Origin of the sequence: Rhodococcus sp. WWJCD1, from assembly GCF_002258735.1 — a bacterium.
In the GTDB taxonomy this organism is placed as follows: Bacteria; Actinomycetota; Actinomycetes; order Mycobacteriales; family Mycobacteriaceae; genus Rhodococcoides.
The window spans coordinates 99,029-119,395 of record NZ_NOXY01000012.1 but is presented as its reverse complement, the minus strand read 5'-3'; the positions used below and the strand labels follow the sequence as shown (position 1 = coordinate 119,395).

Genomic DNA, 20,367 nt, shown 5'->3' with positions numbered 1-20,367 from the left:
TCTGTTCGAGAGATAGCATTCGCGTCTGTGGAATTACGACACATCCGCTACGCCGTCGCCGTGGCAGAAGAACAACATTTCGGCCGGGCGGCCGCCCGGCTACGGGTCGCTCAATCGGCCCTGAGCGCCCAGATCCGAGACCTCGAAAGAGAGCTCGGCGTCGAATTGTTCGCACGAACCAGCCGCAGCGTCAGTGTCACCCCAGCCGGTCAGATCTTTCTCGAGCGCAGCTACAGCGTGCTCGGTGCAGTGTCTCGGCTGGTCGCCGACGTTGCTCCGGACCCGACCACCGCGATCCGACGACTGCGCGTCGGGATGATCGTGCCCCTCGCCCGCGTCGACGTCGTCGCGGTTGTCGGCCGGGTGTCCGGCCGCTACCCGAACACGACGGTGACACTGCTACCCCGTGCGAGTGCGGAGATTCTCGACGCCATCGCCGGCGGGGATCTCGATCTCGGCATCATCGGCCTGGCCCCAGGACGACCGAATCCGGGATTGACCGCAACCGCTCTGTGGACCGAGCCGCTGTCTCTCTTCGTTGCGCCCGACCATCCTTGGGCCGGGCGCGAGACGGTGCGATTGGCCGAACTGGCCGAAGTGACGATGATCGACCGGCCCGCAGGGAGCGAGGCCAGGTTGCAGTCCGATCACGCCTTCACTCGATCCTCGGTGACGCGCGGGCACATTCTCGAGGCCGACTCGGCCGAACTGATCGGCCAACTGACCGAGGCGGGACTGGGCGTGACTCTGCTGCCCACATCGCTCGCGTCGGTGTTCCCGACGCTGCACATGATCGCGGTGATCGACGCGCCGACTCGAACGGTCTCGGTGGTGACCAACCCGAACAACGCCAACGCTGCGATTGCGGCGTTCGTCGAGGATCTGATCGCTAGCTCAGCGACCGCTCCAGTGTCGGCCACGATGCCCTCAGTGCGTCCTGCCAGTACTGCCACGAATGAGTCCCGGCCGCAGGGAAATTCGTCGTGACCGGGATGCCGAGTTCACCGAGGCGGTTCACCAGATTGTGCGCACAGGCGTTGGCTCCTGCCTCGATGAGACCACCGAGCACCACCTGGTCGGCCAGCGGCGGCGAACCGGCCGGCCGGACGTTGCCCGGCATCTCGTAGGGCCCGGGCAGCCCGCTGGCATTGGAGACGAACAGATCGAGTCCACGGAGTTTCTCGGCGTTGGCGAGCGGGTCGTGTTCCACCCATCGCGGATCACCGTCGGGTCCCCACATGTTGTCGGTGTTGCCACCACCGCGTAGCTGTACCAACGCACGAATGAAGCTGCGAGTCAACGGATCACTGGTCTGCGCGCATCCGCTGTACGACGCCACGCCTCGGTACAGTCCGGGAGCCTGGATCGCGAGATCGAGCACCGATCCCGCCGACATCGACAGCCCACCGATGGAGTTGACGCCGTTGGCCCCCAACGCCTCGTCGAGAACCGGCGGTAGCTCGTGGGTGAGAAACGTCTGCCACTTGTTGCGACCGAGCTTCGGGTCGTCGCGCTCCCAGTCGGTGTAGTAGCTCAGGTACCCACCGACGGGCATGGCGACGTTGACGTTCTTGTCCGCGAAGAAGTTCACGATGTCGGTCTTGGCCAACCAGTTGGCACCGTCGACACCGGCGCCGGCACCGTTGAGCATGTACAGCGTCGGCCGCGGCTCGGACGTGTCGGCGGGCCGGATCACCTGAATCTTGATGTCGGCGTTCATCGACGGCGAGTGGACGAGCACATCCCAACGGGCGTCGTCGATCTTGTCGATTCCTCGGACGGTCCCCACCGGCCCTCGGTCCTGCTCGGCTGCGGGTGTCACCGGATCTGCCGTTGCTACCGCGGGCAGGCCGAACAGCAATCCGACGGACAGTGTCATCACCGCGAGGCGGCGGACGGTGGCCGTCGGGAATGGAGCTTTCATAGATTCGTCAATTCTTTCTTCTCGGTGGAGCGAAGTTCGTGGGCGATCCGCGGACCGATGGCAGCGAGAGTGGCAGGTGCGCACATCTGCCAGTGCGTGGCCTGTGCGGAGACGACCGTGGTGGAGCCCGCGACATGCGGATACCACTGTCCGACGCCGTCACCGTCGTCCAGTCCGGCCGCGACGTACAGGACATCACCCGGATAGACGCTCGGCCGATGTCGTTGCAACAGTTCGTGATTGTGCTTCGCCGCGCCGATGAGTCGCTCGATGTCGGCGCGGCCGAGGATGCCGCCGGTGTCGACGGAGTCGAGCAGTTCGCCTGCGGTGTCGAGCGAGACGACCTGACCGTCGGGCACCGCGAGATCGAGCCCGAGCCCCGACATCAGGTCCGCCACCGGAATCGCGTCGGCCCACTCGCCCCGATCTCCGTGGTGGGCATCGAGCAGCGTCAGCGAGGCCACGGTTCGGCCTGACGCGGCCAGCTGCGCCGCCATCTCGTGCGCGATGACGCCGCCCAGCGACCACCCGAGTAGGTGCACCGGGCCATCGGGTGCAACGCGGATGACCGCGTCTATGTAGCGAGAAGCCAACTGCGCCAGCGTGGTCGGCAGTTCCTTCGGTGCCGGAGTTTGCAGACCGTACAGCGGATTGTCGATATAGCTCCCCAAGCCGGAGTAGCACCAGGACAATCCGAGGATCGGATGGATACCGAACATCGGAGCGCCCTCACCGGACTCCCGAAGCGGCAGCAGTACGGCCAGCTCCTCGGCCTCGACCGAATCGGACGAGATCCGCTCGGCGAGTGCCGTCACCGACGCATCCATCAGAAGTGACTGCATGCCGATGTCGTAGGAGCGCGTTCGAAGCTCGCCGATGACGCGCATCGCGGACAGTGAGCTGCCCCCGAGGTCGAAGAAGTTGTCGTCCAGTCCTATTCGTTGTGTCTCCAACACGGACTCGAAGGCCTCGACCACCGCTATCTCGGCTGCCGTTCGCGCGGGTCGGTAGCCGGTGGTGCCGAACACCGGTGCCGGGAGCGCGGCGACATCGAGCTTCCCGGTTCCGGTGCGAGGAACCTGGTCGATGACCGTCACGGCAGACGGCACCATGTGCGCGGGCAGCAATCGTCGCGCATGCTCGCGCACGGCCTCGGGTGCCGCGGTGCCGGTGACGTACGAGACCAAGGTCTGCTCCCCCGCGGGGCCCGGCACTGCGAGCGTCACCGCGACATCGACGTCGGTGTGCGTGGTCAGCGCCGCGTCGATCTCTCCCGGTTCGATGCGGAAGCCGCGAACCTTCACCTGCTGATCGGCGCGGCCACTGTAGAGCAGCCGACCGTCGACGGTGCGCCGCACCAGGTCGCCTGTACGGTACATCCGCGTTCCCGGTTCGAGTGGGTCGGCGACGAATCGTGTTGCTGTCAAGCCGAATCGGCGATGGTAGCCGCGCGCCACAGCGGGCCCGGCGACGTACAGCTCTCCGCGCACTCCGACCGGCACGGGACGCAAACGCTCGTCGAGCACCATCGCGCGTAGCCCGTGCAGCGGTCGGCCCAGCGTGATCGGCTCGTCGGGGCGAACCTCACCGAGCGTCGAGATGTCGGTGGCCTCGGTGGGCCCGTACCCGTTGAGCATCAGCCGCCCTGGGCTCCACTTGGCCACCAGTTCGGCGCTGCACGCCTCACCACCGACGCACAGCACCTCGAGGCACCCGAGTCCCTCCGGATCGAGGGTCGACAGCGCCGAGGGCGTCATCAACGCATGGGTGATCTGCTCGTCGCGGATGAATGCGGCCAGCTCCGCGCCACCGAGAATCGTCGGCGGGGAGACGACGAGGGTCGCGGCGGCGGACAGTGCCGAGATCATCTCGCCGACGGCCATGTCGAAGCTCGGAGAAGTGTTGTGCAGGAACCGAGACGACGGTTCGACGCGATGCAGCTCCTTGCGGGACGCGGCCAGGTTCGCCAGTCCCCGGTGGCTCACTACGACGCCCTTCGGTCGGCCGGTGGACCCGGAGGTGTAGATGACGTACGCGGCGGTGGAGGCCGACACCGGGCCGAGCAGTTCGGCTGCTCCGATGGCCGATTCGGGTGCCAGGTCGAGCTCGGCGATCGTCGCGGGATCGTCGAGTTCCACCCACGGCACCTCCGACGGCAGGCCGCGTCGGGCCGTCGACGACGTCAACCCGAGCACGGCACCGGAATCGGCGATCATGTGGGCGATGCGCTCAGCAGGATAGGCGGGATCGACCGGTAGGTACGCCGCACCGGTTCGCGTGACGGCCCAGGTGCACAGAACCGATTCCGCCGATCGAGGGAGGGCGACGGCCACCACGGTCTCGGGACCGACCCCGTACCCCAGCAGAACGCGAGCCAACCGATTCGCGTACGCGTCCGCCTGGCGGTACATGTAGTCGATCCCGTTCCAGCGCAGGGCAACTGCGTCGGGTCGGGCAGCCACGGCATCGTCGATCAGTTGACCGAGGGTGCGGGCCGGGGCGTCCACCGCGCCGATGAGCACGGCGTCCTGGCACGGGGCGAGATCTCCGATCGGTGCCGACGGATCGGCCAGTGCCGCGTCGAGCAGAGCGGTGAACTCGTCCACGAATCGGACAGCAGTGGGCTCGTCGAACAGATCGGTTGCGTAGCGCAGCGATCCGCCCAGCCGGTCGGAATCGGTGACGGTCAACGCCAGATCGAAGCGAGTGGCCTCCGATTCGTACGGGAACGGCGTGATCTCGAGCCCGGGCAGCTGCATGTCACTCGGCCGCTCGGTCTCCAGTGCGATCAAGGCCTGGAACAGCGGGGAATGCGCGGTCGAGCGAGCCGGTGCCACTGCCTCGACCACTCGGTCGAACGGAACGTCGGAGTTTTCCATCGCGGCCAGATCGACGGTGCGGGTCTGCGCAACGAGTTCGGTGAACGATCGACTCGGATCGACGTCGAGGCGCAACACGAGGGTGTTGACGAACATGCCGACAACGTCGTCCAGTGCCCCCGATCCGCGGCCCGACACGGGTGTGCCGACGGGGATGTCGGTGCTTCCGGTCAGCCGGGCCAACAGCGCACCGTACGCCGCGTGCAGCACCATGAAGACCGAGGAGCCGGTCGACCTGGCGAGTGAGCGCACGTCCGCGGTGGTCTGCTCGGAGAACGAGAATTGCACGGCGCGTCCACGTTTGGATGCCACCGCCGGCCGGGGTCGGTCGGTCGGAAGTTCGAGCACGGCTGGCAGGTCGACCAATGCCTGCGTCCAGTATCGAATCTGTTGTGCCAGAACCGAAGTAGGATCCTCGGCGTTGCCCAATATCTGTCGCTGCCACACCGCGAAGTCGGCATACTGCACCGGAAGTGGAGACCACTGCGGTGGAGTGCCGTGGGACCGCGCCCCGTAGGCCAGTGCGACATCGCGTGCCAAGGGAGTCATCGACAGACCGTCGGCGCTGATGTGGTGCACGACGAGGACGAGGACGTGCGCGCTCGGCCCGGTCCGCAGCAACGCACCGCGCAACGGCACACCGTCGGTGACGTCGAATCCGCGGCCGATCACTGCCGCCACTCGGGCCAGCACCTCGCTGTCGTCGACGTCGACCGGGCACAGGTCGAGTGCCACGTTCCGGGTGATCACCTGTGCGGGATCGCCGTCGACCACCGGGAAGTAGGTTCGCAACGACTCGTGTCGGTCCAGCACATCCCCGACGGCGAGTTGCAACGCCTCATGATCGACGGTGCCGTCCATTCGCACCGCGAAGGCGATGTTGTACGCCGCCGACGTCGGATCGAATCGGTTGAGCAACCACATGCGCATCTGCGCGAACGACAGTGGGATGACCGACGGTCGCGGACCGACGACCAGACGCGGCAACGCGGAACGCTCGGCGGAGTCGACCGCCACGGCCATCGACCGTACCGTCGTCGACTCGAACAGCGCGCGGACCGGGAGCGCAGTGCCCGCGGCGTCGTTGATGTGCGCGATCACCCGGGTGGCCGAGAGCGACGTACCGCCAAGGGCGAAGAAGTCGTCCCCGGCACCGACGGATGGCCCATCGAGGACCACGGCGAAGGCGTCGGCGACGATGCGTTCGGTGGCAGTTGCGGGCTCGACGAAGACCCGTGTCGAGACAGTCGGTGCCGGCAGTGCCGCCCGGTCGATCTTGCCCGGGCCCGTCCGCGGCAGAGCCTCCAGAATCATGATCGCCTGCGGCACCATGTGAGTGGGCAGGAAGCGGCGCGAGTGTTGTCGAATCAGCTCGGGGTCCAGCACCCGACCGACCGCGGGGACGACGTATCCGACCACCTGCGAACCGATCACGGCACTCACCGACTGTGCGACGCCGTCGTAGGTGGCCAGTACCGCGTCGATCTCGCCGAGTTCGATCCGGAATCCGCGTACCTTCACCTGAGCGTCGCGTCGTCCGATGTACTCGTACCGGATTTTTTGACGACGAACGAGGTCGCCGGTGCGATACATTCTCCGGCCGCGGTGGTCGGCGACGAAACGTGTTGCTGTGAGACCGAATCGGCGGTGGTAGCCGCGTGCCAGGCCGTCTCCGGTGAGGTAGAGCTCCCCGATGGTTCCGGTGGGCACCGGATGCAGGCGGTCGTCGAGAATCACCGACTCGACGCCCCGAACCGGGCTCCCGATCGACACTGGTGCCCCTGGCTCGAGCGGTCCGTCGATCGTGGCGAAGATGGTGGTTTCGGTGGGTCCGTACCCGTTGAACATCCGCAGGCGCGCGGACCACGCGTCGGCGAGAGTCGGTGGGCAGGCCTCGCCGCCGACGACGATCGTGGTTGTCGCCGGAACATCGGACGGGTCGACGGTGGCCAATGCTGCGGGGGTCACGAAGGCGTGGGTGACGCGTTGCAACGTTGCAGCGAGTTCGACCCCACCGAGGACGTCGGCGTCGGCGATCACCATCGCCGATCCCGCGCCGACGGCCAACAACAGTTCCAGCACCGAGGCATCGAAACTCGGTGATGCGAAATGCAGAGTGCGTGAGGAGTTGTCGAGCTCGAAGCGATCTACCAGGTCGGCCACCAGATTCACCAGTCCCCGGTGCGAGACGACGACCCCCTTCGGTTGCCCGGTGGTGCCCGAGGTGTAGATCATGTAGGCGGGATGATCCGATCGGAGCATCTCGGTTCGGTCCAGGTCGCCCACCGGCGTGCAGTCCGAGTCGACGTCGGCCACATCGTCGATGGACATCCAGGTGGGTCCGTTCGGCAGAGATCCGAGATGCCGATCGTCCGTGATCCCCAGTACCACAGCGGAATCTGCGAGCATGTACGCGAGGCGCTCCGCTGGGTAGGTGGGGTCGATCGGAACGAACGCGGCGCCGGTCTTGGCTACGGCCCAGGTTGCGAGTATCGAGGAAAGTCCGCGACGCAGTGCGACTGCCACGTACTGCTCCGGTCCGACGCCTCGTCGAATCAGCCTGCGCGCCAGTACGGTCGCCGCGTCGTCGAGCTCGGAGTAGGTCCACCGGACTCCGCCTGCTTCGAGGGCGAGAGCGCTGCCGCCTGCACTCATGACTGCCCCCGCCAGCAGATCCGGCAGGGTGCGATGAGCCAGCGCGGGCGCGCCCTGCAGCCGCGCTGGCTCGTCGGCGAAGAGAACCGGAATGTCTCCGACCGGGAGATCGGGATCCGCGAGCGCCGTCGTGAGGATCGTGCGATACCGCTCGGCTATCCCGGCAACGGTATCGGCATCGAATATATCTGTGGCATAAACGAACTCGATCGATGCGGTCTCAGGTGACGACCAGAAGGCTGCGTCCGACGAAAACGAGACGGTGACGTGCAGGTCGAACTTGGCCGCCACGTGCGCGGTATCGAGGGGGCGAACCGACAGGTTCGGCAGCTCCACCGCCGGCGGCGACGCATCCTCGATCGACAGCATCACCTGGAACAGCGGGTGATACGCCGTCGAACGTGGGGGTTGGAGGATCTCGACCAGTCGCTCGAAGGGGATGTCGGCGTTGGCGTAGGCGTCGAGATCACGCTCGCGCACCGCGCCCAGGACGTCGGTGAACGTGTCGGACGGCTCGATCTGTGAGCGCAACACCAGAGTTCCGACGAACATTCCGACGAGGTCGTCCAGTTCGCGTTGCCCGCGGCCGGCCACCGGAGTGCCGATGGTGATATCGCGGGCACCCGAAATGCGGGCGAGTGCCACGGCGAGTGCCGCGTGCGCGATCATGAATCGTGTCGTTCCGGTGAGTTGGGCCATCGAGGTCATTGCCGCGACGGTGCCCGGTTCCAGATCGATCGACAGTCGGCCCCCGCGATGGGACGCGACCGGGGGGTGGGGCCGATCGGTCGGCAACGCGAGTCGCTCGGGCACACCCTCCAGTGCGGCAGTCCAGTATCGGATCTGTTGGGATGCAACCGAATCGGGATCGTCCTCGGCACCGAGACGGCCCAGTGTCCACAGTGCGTAATCGGAGTACTGCACCGGCAGCGGCGTCCATTGCGGCGCGTGGCCGGCGGCACGGGATCCGTAGGCGATCATGACATCGCGAGCCAGTGGGTTCATCGACCACCCGTCGGCGGCGATGTGGTGCGCTACCACGACGAGTACGTGGTCCTCGGGCGACACTTCGAGTACCGCCACGCGCAGCGGCGGAGCAACGGTCACGTCGAATCCTCGAGCTGCAACTGCGTACAGGGCTCCGTCGAGCAGCGGCTCGGTGGTCCGGGCGACGGTGACGTCCGGGTACTGCGAGGTGACGACCTGTTGGGGCCCGTTCGGGCCGTCGGGGTAGACGGTACGCAGAATCTCGTGGCGTCCGACGACGTCGACCAGACCGGTGCGCAGTGCGTCGACGTCGAGGGCGCCGATGACGCGGAAGGCGGCCGCGATGTTGTAAGCCCCGGACGACGGATCGAATCGGTTGAGCAGCCACATCCGGTGCTGGGCCGGCGACAGCGGAATCCGGTCCGGTCGAGGTCCGACGACGATGCCGTGGCTGCCGACGCCACGGCCCAGACGGGTCGCCAGCAAACGGACGGTCGGGGCCTCGAACAGGTCTCGGACGCCCAGGTCGGAGTCGAGTTCCGCATTGATCCGCGCGATCACCTGGGTGGCGGTGAGCGAATCGCCACCGAGGGCGAACCACGACCGGGTGACGCTCACGCGCTCGGTGTCGAGCACGTCGGAAAAGATCTGTGCCACCGCCTCTTCGGACTCTCCAGACGGTGCCACGACACTCTCGGACGACACCGGTGTGTCCGGAAGTGCGGTGCGGTCGAGCTTTCCGGTGATGCCGAGCGGCATCGCGTCGAGCACGACGATGGTCGACGGCACCATGTATTCGGGGAGGGTGCGTGCCGCGTGCGCCGTCACGGCGTCGGTGTCCGCGGTGCCCACGATGTACGCGACGAGGCGGTCCGAGCGCACGACGGCAACGGCCGAATGCACACCGTCGACTGCGAGCAGGGCCGATTCGACCTCGCCGAGTTCGAGACGCTGGCCACGGAGCTTGACTTGGAAGTCGTTGCGGCCCAGATACTGCAGAGATCCGTCCTCGGACCACCGCACGAGGTCGCCGGTGCGGTACAGCCGGCGTCCCGAGTCCGCGGCGACGAAGCGGGCGGCCGTCAGATCCGGCCGCGCGGCGTAACCGCGGGCCAGCTGTACTCCGCCCAGATAGAGCTCGCCGGTGACGCCCACAGGCACGGGTTTCAACAACGAATTCAGAACGTGGACAGTGGTGTTCCAGACCGGTGCGCCGATCGTGACAGGGCCTCGTTCGCCGGCTCGGGTGCGATGGTAGGTGACATCGACGGCGGCCTCGGTCGGTCCGTAGAGATTGTGCAGCTCGGCGTCGATCGCCCTGTGGTACCGGTCGACGATGGCCCGGGGCAACGCCTCACCGCTGGCGAACACCTGCCGCAGGGAGGTGCACTGCTCGGGGGTGCCGTACGTGAGAAACAACTCCAGCATGGAGGGTACGAAATGTGTTGTTGTGACGCTGTGTTCGCGTATCAGACCCGACAGATACATCGGGTCGCGATGGCCTTCGGGTTCGGCGATGACCGTCGTGGCACCGACGAGAAGCGGCCAGAACAATTCCCATACCGAGACATCGAACGTGGCCGGAGTTTTGTGCAGCACGACGTCGTGGGGCATCAGCGGATACTCGTGCTGCATCCACAGCAGCCGGTTGACGATCGCGCGGTGGGAGACCGTGACGCCCTTGGGCTTTCCTGTCGATCCGGAGGTGAACAGAACGTAGGCAGCGTGGTCAGGCAACAGCTCGGGCAGCGGATCGAGGGGCGCGGTGCCGAAGTCGCTCAGATCCAGTGAATCGAGGTCGACCACGTCGACCGGAACATCCACCAGTGCACCGAGAATCAGCGATGGTGACGCGGTGGTGATCAGGTGCTCGATGCGGGTACGCGGCATCGACGGGTCGACGGGCAGGTAGGCACCGCCGGCGGCCACGACAGCGTGGACCGCGACGAGCTGGTCGAGCGAGCGCGCCATCGCCACACCCACTACGTCGTCGGGTCCGATTCCGATACTGCGTAGGTAGCGAGCCAGGCACCGCACCCGGGCCCATAAGTTCGCGTAGGTCAGGCTCTTCCCCTCGAACACCGCTGCGGTCTCGGCAGCGTGTTCGTCGGCCGCGGCAGTGAGCAGGTCGACGAGGGTGAGCGCGGCCACCGGGTGCTCGGTGCGATTCCAGGCTGCTCGACGCGCATGCTCGTGCTCGGACAGCAGGTCGAGTTGCGCCACGGGGCGCTGTGGATCGCCGGTGAGTCCGTTGAGGGCACGGCGGAAGCGCTCGACGATCGACGCCGCACGAGAAGGATCGATGTTTCCTGCAGCGTATTTCAGCGTCATGCGCACCGTCGGCTCGAGGACGGTGATCAGCGTCAAAGGGTAGTGGGTGGCATCGGTGACGCGTAGGTCACGCACCCGAAGCCCGGCGATGTCGGTGTCTCGATCGAGTGCCGAATGGTCCACTGGGTAGGACTCGAAGACCGTCAGCGTGTCGAATCCGGCGCCTGCACCCACTCGCGAGCGGACCTCGGGCAGCCCCACGTGATGACTGTCCAGCAGCTCCACGCTCTGAGCCTGTACTCGGGTGAGCAGTGCTGCGACGGTGTCGTCTCGGTGCACACGAACCCGGACCGGGAGGGTGTTGATGAACAGCCCGAGGGTGTCCTCGACGCCGGTCAGATCGGCGGGCCTACCCGAGACGGTCGCCCCGAACACGACGTCGTCGCGCCCGAGCTCGGCGGCGAGCACCAGAGCCCACGCTGCCTGCACGACGGTGTTGACGGTGACCGAGAGGTCCCGAGCCGCGGCTTCGAGGGCAATCACGGAGGCGTCATCGAGGGGCACCGCCAGCTCGGCGGGTATTTCATGGTTCGCTCCGTGGCCGGGAGCGAGCAGTGACGGTTCTTCGACCCCCGCCAAGGCATCGGCCCACTTGTCCAGTGCGCCGGTGTGATCGCGCTCGTCGAGCCACTTCACGTAGTCCCGGTACGTCCTGGCCGGAATCGGAATGGGACCGTCGGCGGCATAGAGCACCAGCAGTTCCTTGACGAAGATCGGCATCGACCAGCCGTCGAAGAGGATGTGGTGGTTGGTGACCACGAGGGACGCGCCGTCCTCGGTGTTGACCAGTACGAACCGCAGCAACGGTGGTGCGTCCAGGTCGAATCGCGCGGTGCGTTCGGCGTGGGCAATGGTGGGCACTTCGGTGGCCTCGGCATCGATTGTGCGCCAGGGTAGTTCGGGATCGGTGAGGACCAGCGCCGCCGCGGTTCCCCGGTTGTCACGAACGAAGGCCGTGCGCAGGCTGTCGTGGCGGGCGAGCAGTCTGCGTGCGGCGCGCTGCAGTCGTGCCCCGTCGATCTCGCCGCCGAGCTCGAACACCAGCTGGGCGGTGTAGACGTCGACGTGCCCGCGGGTGAGCTCGGAGTGGAACATCAGTCCGTGCTGAAGTGGGGCGAGTGGCCAGATGTCGTCGAGTTCGCCGTAAGCGCCCTCCCATCGATCTATCTGATTCTGATCGACATTCACCAGCGACACATCGCTCGGGGTCTGTCCACCCGCATCCGGTGCGGATGCGTGCTCGGCCAGGCGGGCAAGCGCTGCCGTCCATCGATCGGCCAACCTGTCGACCTCCGCGCGGTCGAGCACCCCACGGGGGAACGCGAACGTGGCCTGCAACCGACCGTCGACGACCACCGCATTGATGTCGAGTGCGACCGTGACCGGCAGCCGATCACCACTCCCCGACCCGATGTCCATCGACGCGTCCGGGATCCAACCCCGCCCGCGCAAGGCGTCGGGAATGTCGGTGGCGATGCGCCCCAGATAGTTGAAACCGATCTGCGGAGAGGGGCTTTCGGCGAGGACGGCGCTGGTGTCGTCGTTCAGGTACCGCAGCAAGCCGAATCCCGAACCCGCACCCGGTATCGCGCGGATCTGCTCCTTGATGCGCTTGACGGCATCGGAGGCCGACACGTCACCGGCCAGGACACGCTCGGCATCGATACCGTCCAGGCACAGGCGTACCGGATGGGTGGAGGTGAACCAGCCGACCGTTCGAGACAGATCGGCTCCGGGTACCAGATCCTCGTCACGACCGTGACTTTCGACCGAGACGAGGAACGACGATGGACGTTCGGGCCAGACGGCCAGCGCCAGGGCGGTGAGAAGGACATCGTCGACGGTGCCGCGGTAGGCGCGTGTGAGCGGCCCGATCAGTGCCTCGGTGACCTCTGCGGTGAGCTCTACCGAGACCTGATCGCGGGTGGCACCGACGTCGATCGAAGGATCGAGTGGACGTCGACCGATGAGATCGTGCGGACCGTCGAGAAGCGCTGTCCAGCTAGCCAATTCCGCCTGTACCTGCGTAGCGACGTCACTCAACCCATGGGCCCACCGGCGCATCGAGGTGGCCACCGGTTGCAGCTGCACCGCGGCCTTCGACTGCACCTGATGCCACGCTGCGGCCAGGTCGGGAACCAGAATGCGCCACGACACGCCATCGATCACCAGGTGATGCGCGATGACGATGATGCGTCCGATGCCGTGGGTGTCGATGATCTCGGGGTGGCCGGTGTCGGGTGCCACCCAGACCACCTGCAGCACGACGCCCGCACGCGGTCGCAGGCGCGCAGCGAACACCCGAGCGGATTCGACCAGCACAGAGGTGAACTCGCGACTACCCGGCCTGCTGGTGGTGGACACGCGGGTGACGACAGTATCGAGATCCACACTGCCGGTCGGCCGGATCGTCAGGCCGTCGTCGGTCAGCATCGAGCGCAGTGCGTCGTGATGGTCGAGTATCGCGGCAACGGTCCGGCGTAGACCGTCCAGTTCGAGATCTGCAGGCGCGGTGAGTACCACGGTCTGGTGGAACGCGTCCATGCCGTCGGCCCGGGTCAGCGACCGAACCGTCTGATTCATGATGGGGGTCAACGGCATATCGCCGACGCCGCCGCCCGGCAGCTCGTCGAGCGTCATCTGATGCGCTACGTCCGTTGCAACCTCGGCCAACCCGGCGACGGTACGACGCTCGAAGACGTCACGAGCAGTGATCACCACTCCGAGCGACTTCACGCGAGCCACCAGCTGGATGGCGACGATGCTGTCTCCGCCGAGTGCGAAGAACGATTCGTCCACACCCACCGAGTCGCGCTGCAACACAACGGCCATGGCGTCGGCAAGAATTTTCTCGGCCGGGGTCGACGGGGCGCGGTAGGCCGTGGTGTCGGAGTCGAAGGTGGGTGGCGGGAGCGCGGATCGGTCTACTTTGCCGGTCGGGGTCAGGGGGATGGCGTCGAGTTCGACGAACACCCCGGGCACCATGTGCGTGGGCAGGGATCGAGAAGCGAAGGCACGCAACGCCGCGTGATCGAGAGCGTCTGCAGGTTTGACGTACGACACCAGGATCGATGCCTCGCCGCGACGGTGCACCACCGACACCGCGAAGTCGACGGCCTCGAACTGCGAGAGGACGGTGTCGATTTCGCCGAGTTCGACGCGTTGGCCGTGGATCTGAACCTGGAAGTCGCTGCGGCCGACGAACTCGAGCTCGGCGGAGTCCAGCGGACCGGTCCACCGCACGATGTCTCCGGTGCGGTAGAGACGCCGTCCGTGTCCGAAGGGGTCGGCAACGAAGCGCGCGGCCGACAGCCCGGTTCTGTGGTGGTAGCCGCGGGCGATGCCGGGGCCGCCGAGGTAGAGCTCTCCCGCCGATCCCGGCGGCACGGGCTGCAGCCGGCGATCCAGCACGACTGCGTGTGAGCCCTGGACGGGACGGCCGATCGTGATGGCGCGCGGATCGGTCTGCGGCTGTGTCATCGTCACGACGATGGTGGTCTCGGTGGGTCCGTAGCTGTTGAACAGCATTACTTTCGTGCCGAACCGATCGACCAGGTCCGGCGGCATCACGTCCCCGCCGACGACAACGGCGTCGAGGTCGTCGAGCTCGGTGGCGTCGACTGTGGTGAGCAGCGCGGGTGCGCAGATGATGTGGGTGACGCGATGGTCACGAAGGAAATGAGTCAGTTCTACACCGCCGATCACGGTGGGCGGAGCGACGATCATCGTTGCTCCCGCACTGAACGCCTGGATCATCTCGAACAGGGACGCGTCGAAACTGGACGACGAGAAGCGCAGCAGTCGTGACGAGGTATCCACGCGCAGTTCTGGTCTGGCGTCCGAGGCGAATGTCGCCAAGCCGGCGTGGGTGACCAGAACGCCTTTCGGAGTGCCGGTGGAGCCGGAGGTGTAGATCATGTACGCGGCGTGGTCTTCGAGGAGGGGCGCGCGTCGATGCGCGTCGGTGATCGGCGCAGTCGATCTGCCCGCGCATTCCAATCGAAAGTCTTCGTCATCGAGGTCGAGCCAGCTCACTTGCTGCGGAAGCTGCTGTGAGAGCGCGTGTTCGCTGATCCCGATCGTTACCGCGGAGTCGACGAGCATGTGGGTGATGCGCTCGGGAGGGTAGCCGGGATCGATCGGAACGAACGTGGCACCGGACGCAGCGACGGCCCACAGCGCGACGATGGAGGCGATCCCGCGAGGTAGTGCTACGGCGACCCCGGTGCCCGGCCCGGCTCCGCGCGCGATCAGGGCACGTGCGATCGCGTTGGCCCGTTCGTCGAGTTCGCGATAGGTCAGCTTTTCGGCACCGAACTCGACTGCGATGTTGTCGGCCGCAGCGTCCACGCCGCGGCGCAGCAGGTCCGGAAAGAGCGCGGGCACAACTGCATCGGGTCCGACGAGCGGGACGAGGGTCGATCGCTCGGCGGCGTCGAGCACATCGAGTTCGAGAATCGGTGTGTCGGAGTCGGCAGTGAGGAAGCGCTCGAACAATGTCAGGAAGCGACGATGCAGGTCCGCGAACTGTTCGGCGCCGTAGATGTTGGGGTTGCCCTCGAACTCCAAACGGGAGCGTGTTCCGTCCGACGCCGGGTAGATGTTGATCGAGAGATCCTCCACCGGTCCGGTGGAGAGCACGTTGAACTCGCCGGTGAGCGGGCCGAATGTCACCTCGGTCTCGTAAGCCATGATGTTGATCGCCGGGCCGAAGAATCCGCGAGTCTCACTGGCTGCGCCTGCGTCGCGGCGGATGTCCTCGGCTCGATAGCGCTGGTGTCGCAGCGCACCGGTCAGTTCCAACTGCACGTCTTCGACCAACGCCGACAGCGTGCACTGCGGGCCGATGCGTACCCGGACGGGCAAGACGTTGGAGACCATGCCACCGGAGCGTCGCAGCAGGGCCGTCGTGCGGCCGGCAACCGGCAGGCTCAGCACCACGTCGTCGGTGTCGGTCATGCGAGCCAGAAAGGTCGCCACGGCGGCGATGGCGAGCGGAGCGAAGGCGGAGTCGAGTCGGTTCGCGGCGCTGTCCAGTACCCGCTCGATCGTCTCCGGTAGGTACCCGCCGCGCACGTGTGCCCTGGCCGCGGGCGGGGCGAGAGTGCCGGTGATGGACGGCGGCGGGGGCAGATCGGTCGTCTTGCTCTGCCAGTACCGACGATCCTTGGCGAAGCGGGGGGACTGCCGATACTGCGCCTCGGCGGCGTAGACCTCTCCGAGCGAGCCCGCCCGGGACGGTGCGGGCTCGCGGCCCTCGCTGACGTCGGTGTAGATCGACGCGACGCGTCGCATGAACTGAACGGCGCCGTAACCGTCGAGCACGATGTGATGGACGTGGGAGTACCAGAACGTGCGGTCGTCGGAGATGCGGAGCATCGCGCCCTTGATCAAGCGACCGTTCGTCAGATCGACAGCGGTGCCGTACGAGGTACGCATCCACTCGCGCGCCGCATTCTCCGGATCGGATTCCTGGCGGAAATCCACTGTCTCCGAATCGTCGCCTTGCTCGACGTCGATGTATTGGTGGGGTTCTCCGTCCTTTTCGAGCAAACGCAGAGAACCGACTCCGAACTCTCGCGCCGTGCGGCGGCAGGCATAACGCATCAGATCGAGATCGACGGCACCGCGAATATCGAGGTAATTGGCGATGGTGATCGGAACATTACTCAACAAATGTTGAGCAAACCATAAACCGCGTTGGGCGGCGGTGAGAGGAAAAGGGTGGGTGTCCTCTATGGACGTCCGATCCAGTTCTTCTTCCCGAATCGTCAGTGAATCAACGGATTCCAATGACTCGCCTCTTCGCGCACATAAGGGAGCAGTTACCGGCACGCCGTCGTGCGATGAAAGGAAATCGACGTTGCCCCGAAACGTCCTCCATTGCGCGCACAGCCCGAATGGAGTTCCAGCTACCGGCCTATCGACGTAGGTTTACACATCCGTTACCAGCGGGTCAACCATCTTCGGCGCATCGTCGTAGACCTTGTGAATTGACAGAATCGCCGCCGGGCATTCGATGACACCTAACAACGCCGAAAGGCACTTACAGCCGACTTTTGCCGACTATAAGTGTCCCGGTTCAGGCGAAACAGGTACGGCTAAGCCGATTTCCAGACTGCGACGACGGACGGCCGCGGTTGGGTGTCGCCGCCGTCGGGCCAATGCGAAATCGGCGCGTCGGCGGTGGCGTCGTCGCTCTCGCCGGGGTGCTGCACACACACCATGACACGCTCGTCGGTGACGATCGGACCGCAGGTCTCGCCGCCGGCGGGAACCGTCAGGAACTGCCGAGTCTCGCCGCGACGTTCGCCGTCGAGCACGACGGCGAACAGGCCGTCGTTGGAGTCGAGGGCATTGCCGTCGGTGGAGACCCACAGGTTGCCCTTGGCGTCGAACGCGAGGTTGTCGGGGCACGAGATGGGGCTGACCTGGCTCTTGTCGAAGCCGCCGAAGTAGGTGTCGGCCTCGTTGGGGTCACCGCAGACCAACAGGAGATTCCAGGTGAAGGACGTGCCCGCGTGGTCGTCGTCGAGCTCGAGTACCTGACCGTTCTTGTTGGTGTTGCGGGGGTTGGCCTCGTCGGCCGCAGCTTTGCCTTCGGTGCCGCGGTTGGAGTTGTTCGTCAGCGCAACGTAGACCTTGCCCGTCACCGGGTTGGGCTCGAAGTCCTCGGGACGGTCCATCTTGGTTGCGCCCACCTTGTCGCCTGCCTGACGGGTGAACACCGCGACCTCCTCGGCCGACATACCGTCGACGAGGGATGTGCCGCGGCCGTCCTCGCCGGTTTCGAGCAGCGGGATCCACGTACCGGTGCCACGGAATTCACCGTTGGACGGCAGGGTGCCGGATCCGTCGATCTCGTCGGGAGTATCGCCGGTGAGGGTGGCTACGTACAGCGTGCCCGCGTCGAGCAGCGTCAGGTTGTTGCGCATCGCGGCCTGGCCGGTGCCGGGCATCATCTTTCGGCTGGAGACGAACTTGTACATGTAGTCGAAGCGCTCGTCGTCGCCGCTGTAGGCCACCACGGTGCCGTCATCGGTGACGTGGATCGTCGCGGCCTCGTGCTTGAAGCGGCCGAGCGCGGTGTGCTTGATGGGAGTCGACTGCGGGTCCCAGGGATTCACCTCGACGATGTACCCGAAGCGGTTCACCTCGTTCGGCTCCTGCGCCAGGTCGAAGCGCTTGTCGAAGCGCTCCCACTTGCGGTCGCTCGCGGCACCCTCGACGCCGTAACGCGAGAGACGCTGCGCTACAACGGGATCGGTGACCGACTCGGCATTGCCGAAGTACTGGTTGAAGTTCTCCTCGCCGGAGAGCACGGTTCCCCACGGTGTCAGGCCGCCCGAGCAGTTGTTGAACGTGCCGAACACCTTGGTGCCGGTGGGGTCGACGCTCGTCTTGAGGAAGTTGCTGCCCGCGGCGGGGCCGGTGACGACGAATTCGGTGGTGCCGGTGATGCGGCGGTTGTACTGCCCCATTGCCGGGGTGAGCTTGCCGGTGCCGGACTCGCCCTGCACCTGCACCACCGAAAGTCCGTGTGCGGCAAGGGCGACGTCGAACTGCTCTCGGGTGGGGTTCTCGGCGTCGTAGCCCTTGAACATCGCGGGCTCGGTGCTGTACTCGTGGTTGACCACCAGCAGGTGCGCGTTCGGTGTGCCCTCGATCGCCAGTAGACCGGCGAAGTCGTTGTTGAAGCCGAACTGCTTCTCCTGCGCGGCGGCCGTCTGGTTGTCGAAGTCGAACGCCGGTGCGCCTGCCACGACCGCGTCACCCCAGCGGATGACGATGCCCTGCTCGTAACCCTCGGGTACCACTACGGCGTCCTCGGTGTTCGGTTCCACCGCAACAAAATCCACGCCATCGACCGGTGGGGTGCCGGAGCCTGTGGTGTGGGAACTGCCGGTAGCCGCCGGCTCGTCGGTGGAACACGCGGCCAGAGCACTGCCCGCGCCCACGGCGAGCACTGCCATCGCTCCACCCTTGATGACGCCACGTCGGGACATCGCGGTCTTGACGATGTCGCCGAAGTACTCGCCCTTCGACGTATTGGGAATCTCGTGGAAGCACGCATCACCGCACTTGTACTTGCACGTCAATGATGAGCGCTTGGAGCTTCCGTCGTGAACGGCGAACAAGGGTAGTGGCTTCATGTCACGGCACGCTGTCACCCAAAAGCGAAAGTAAAGGAACGTTCAGGTGAAGTTGGGGCGAACGAGGCTGCCCTAAGACCCGATCGTCTGCCACAACGGATCGTTCGGGCCGATGTCGTAGCTGCACTCGGTGGCTCGTGGGTCCGGTACGAAGGCCCACAGCAGCGCACCCGCAGTTCCTGCGGCGCGTTGACCGGCGATCTTGGTGGCGATACTGGTTGCGCGAGCCCCGATGTCGCCACACGAACCGGCAAGTTGGCCGATCTCGCCCACCAACAGCGGCTTGCCGACCGAGTCGGTCTGAGTGATGCGCCGCTGCAACCCGTTCCACTGATCTCCGGGCAACGGCACGCCGTCGGCGCCGTAATCGTGATACTGCAACACATCGACGAAGGGCGACTGGGCGAGGTACTCGTACTCGTCACCTTGGCTTCCGCACTGCCCGCCGCCGGTGAGACCGGCGGTGATCAGTGTGCGGGCATCGATCGAGCGCACCTGCTGCCCCGCGGTGTCGAAGAAGGATCGCAGAACCTGGGCTGCGTCGGCGGTGCAGGTTCGGGTGGTCCAGGAGCATGCCGCGTCGGTGCACGAGCTGGTCTCCGGCTCACCGACCAGTTCCCAGGCCGCCAGCGCGGGTGAATCCTTCCACCGATTCACGGCGGTGAGCATCCATTGCTGGAAGCTGGTCACGGCGGTTGTGCCGGGGACGGTAGGTGGCGTCGTCCAACCGTCGACGTACCATTGCTTGCCCTTGAACACGTTTCCTTCACAGGCCCCGTCCTGAGGCGAGAGAACGGGTACGAGCAGCTGACCGTGTGCCTCGGCCGCAGCGAAGACCGCGTCCATGGGACGAAAGTCGAGAGTGCCGGTGAATCGGTTGATTGCCAGGGCCTGGAATGCGTCGAATCGCGTCAGGGAATGCGGAGGCAATGCGCTGAAGTAGCCGTCCAGGTCGACCATCGCTCCGCAGCCCGCGTTGACCGACCAATCGGTCGCAAGCTGGTAGGCGTTGAATCCGGTCGGCCACCAGGGATTCCCGTCGAGTGCGAGACCGTCGGCGCTCGCTGTGACTCTGGCACCGGGGTCGGGGGCTGCTGCGGCGTCGGCCGCGTCGGCACTCAGCATGAGCGACAGCACCATTGCGGTGCCGAGTGCGCACCGTGAAAGCATCGAGACGATCCGCATCGGCGTAATGTTAGACGGCTGCTACCGAATTACGAATTCGCCGACTGTCGGCAAAGGCGCGCCGCCGGTGACGGTTACCGCCTCCCCTGGATTTTTCGGGTCGAGTGCGTCTCATTCGGATCGAGTGGACGAAATAGCTGATACTCGTCAATTATCATGTCTCCCAGTCGGTTTCTCTCAGGTAATCGAGACGCAGGGATACCGACTCATTTATCCTCCGGGGCGTCCGAAAACGATAATGCGCGATACCCTC

At 65.9% G+C, this 20,367-nt stretch carries 5 protein-coding genes; 1 reads left to right on the top strand and 4 read right to left on the bottom strand.

The annotated features are described in order from the left end of the window. The first annotated feature begins 27 nt into the window (after positions 1–27). Entirely contained in the window at positions 28–987 is a 960-nt protein-coding gene (locus tag CH286_RS08230; RefSeq protein ID WP_094608911.1) for a LysR family transcriptional regulator, read from the top strand. On the opposite strand, the gene CH286_RS08225 is transcribed toward CH286_RS08230, so the two are convergent. The 4 genes from CH286_RS08225 to CH286_RS08210 all read right to left on the bottom strand — a co-directional run bounded on the left by CH286_RS08225 (position 890) and on the right by CH286_RS08210 (position 20,054). After that, a complete protein-coding gene (locus CH286_RS08225) occupies positions 890–1,924 on the bottom strand; it encodes an alpha/beta hydrolase (protein WP_094608910.1) in 1,035 nt (344 codons plus the stop codon). The two genes, CH286_RS08230 and CH286_RS08225, sit on opposite strands and share 98 nt — an antisense overlap. Further along, on the bottom strand, positions 1,921–16,569 hold the full coding sequence (locus tag CH286_RS08220; protein ID WP_094608909.1) for a non-ribosomal peptide synthetase: 14,649 nt from the start codon (positions 16,567–16,569) through the stop codon (positions 1,921–1,923). Before CH286_RS08220 ends, CH286_RS08225 begins: the two co-directional genes overlap by 4 nt. A gap of 308 nt (positions 16,570–16,877) precedes the next feature. Next, the gene (locus tag CH286_RS08215; protein ID WP_094608908.1) at positions 16,878–18,929 is read right to left on the bottom strand and encodes a PhoX family protein; all 2,052 of its coding nucleotides are present in this window, start codon (positions 18,927–18,929) and stop codon (positions 16,878–16,880) included. Between the two features lie 72 nt (positions 18,930–19,001). Beyond that, a complete protein-coding gene (locus CH286_RS08210; protein WP_441347112.1) occupies positions 19,002–20,054 on the bottom strand; it encodes a beta-mannosidase in 1,053 nt (350 codons plus the stop codon). Positions 20,055–20,367 lie beyond the last annotated feature (313 nt).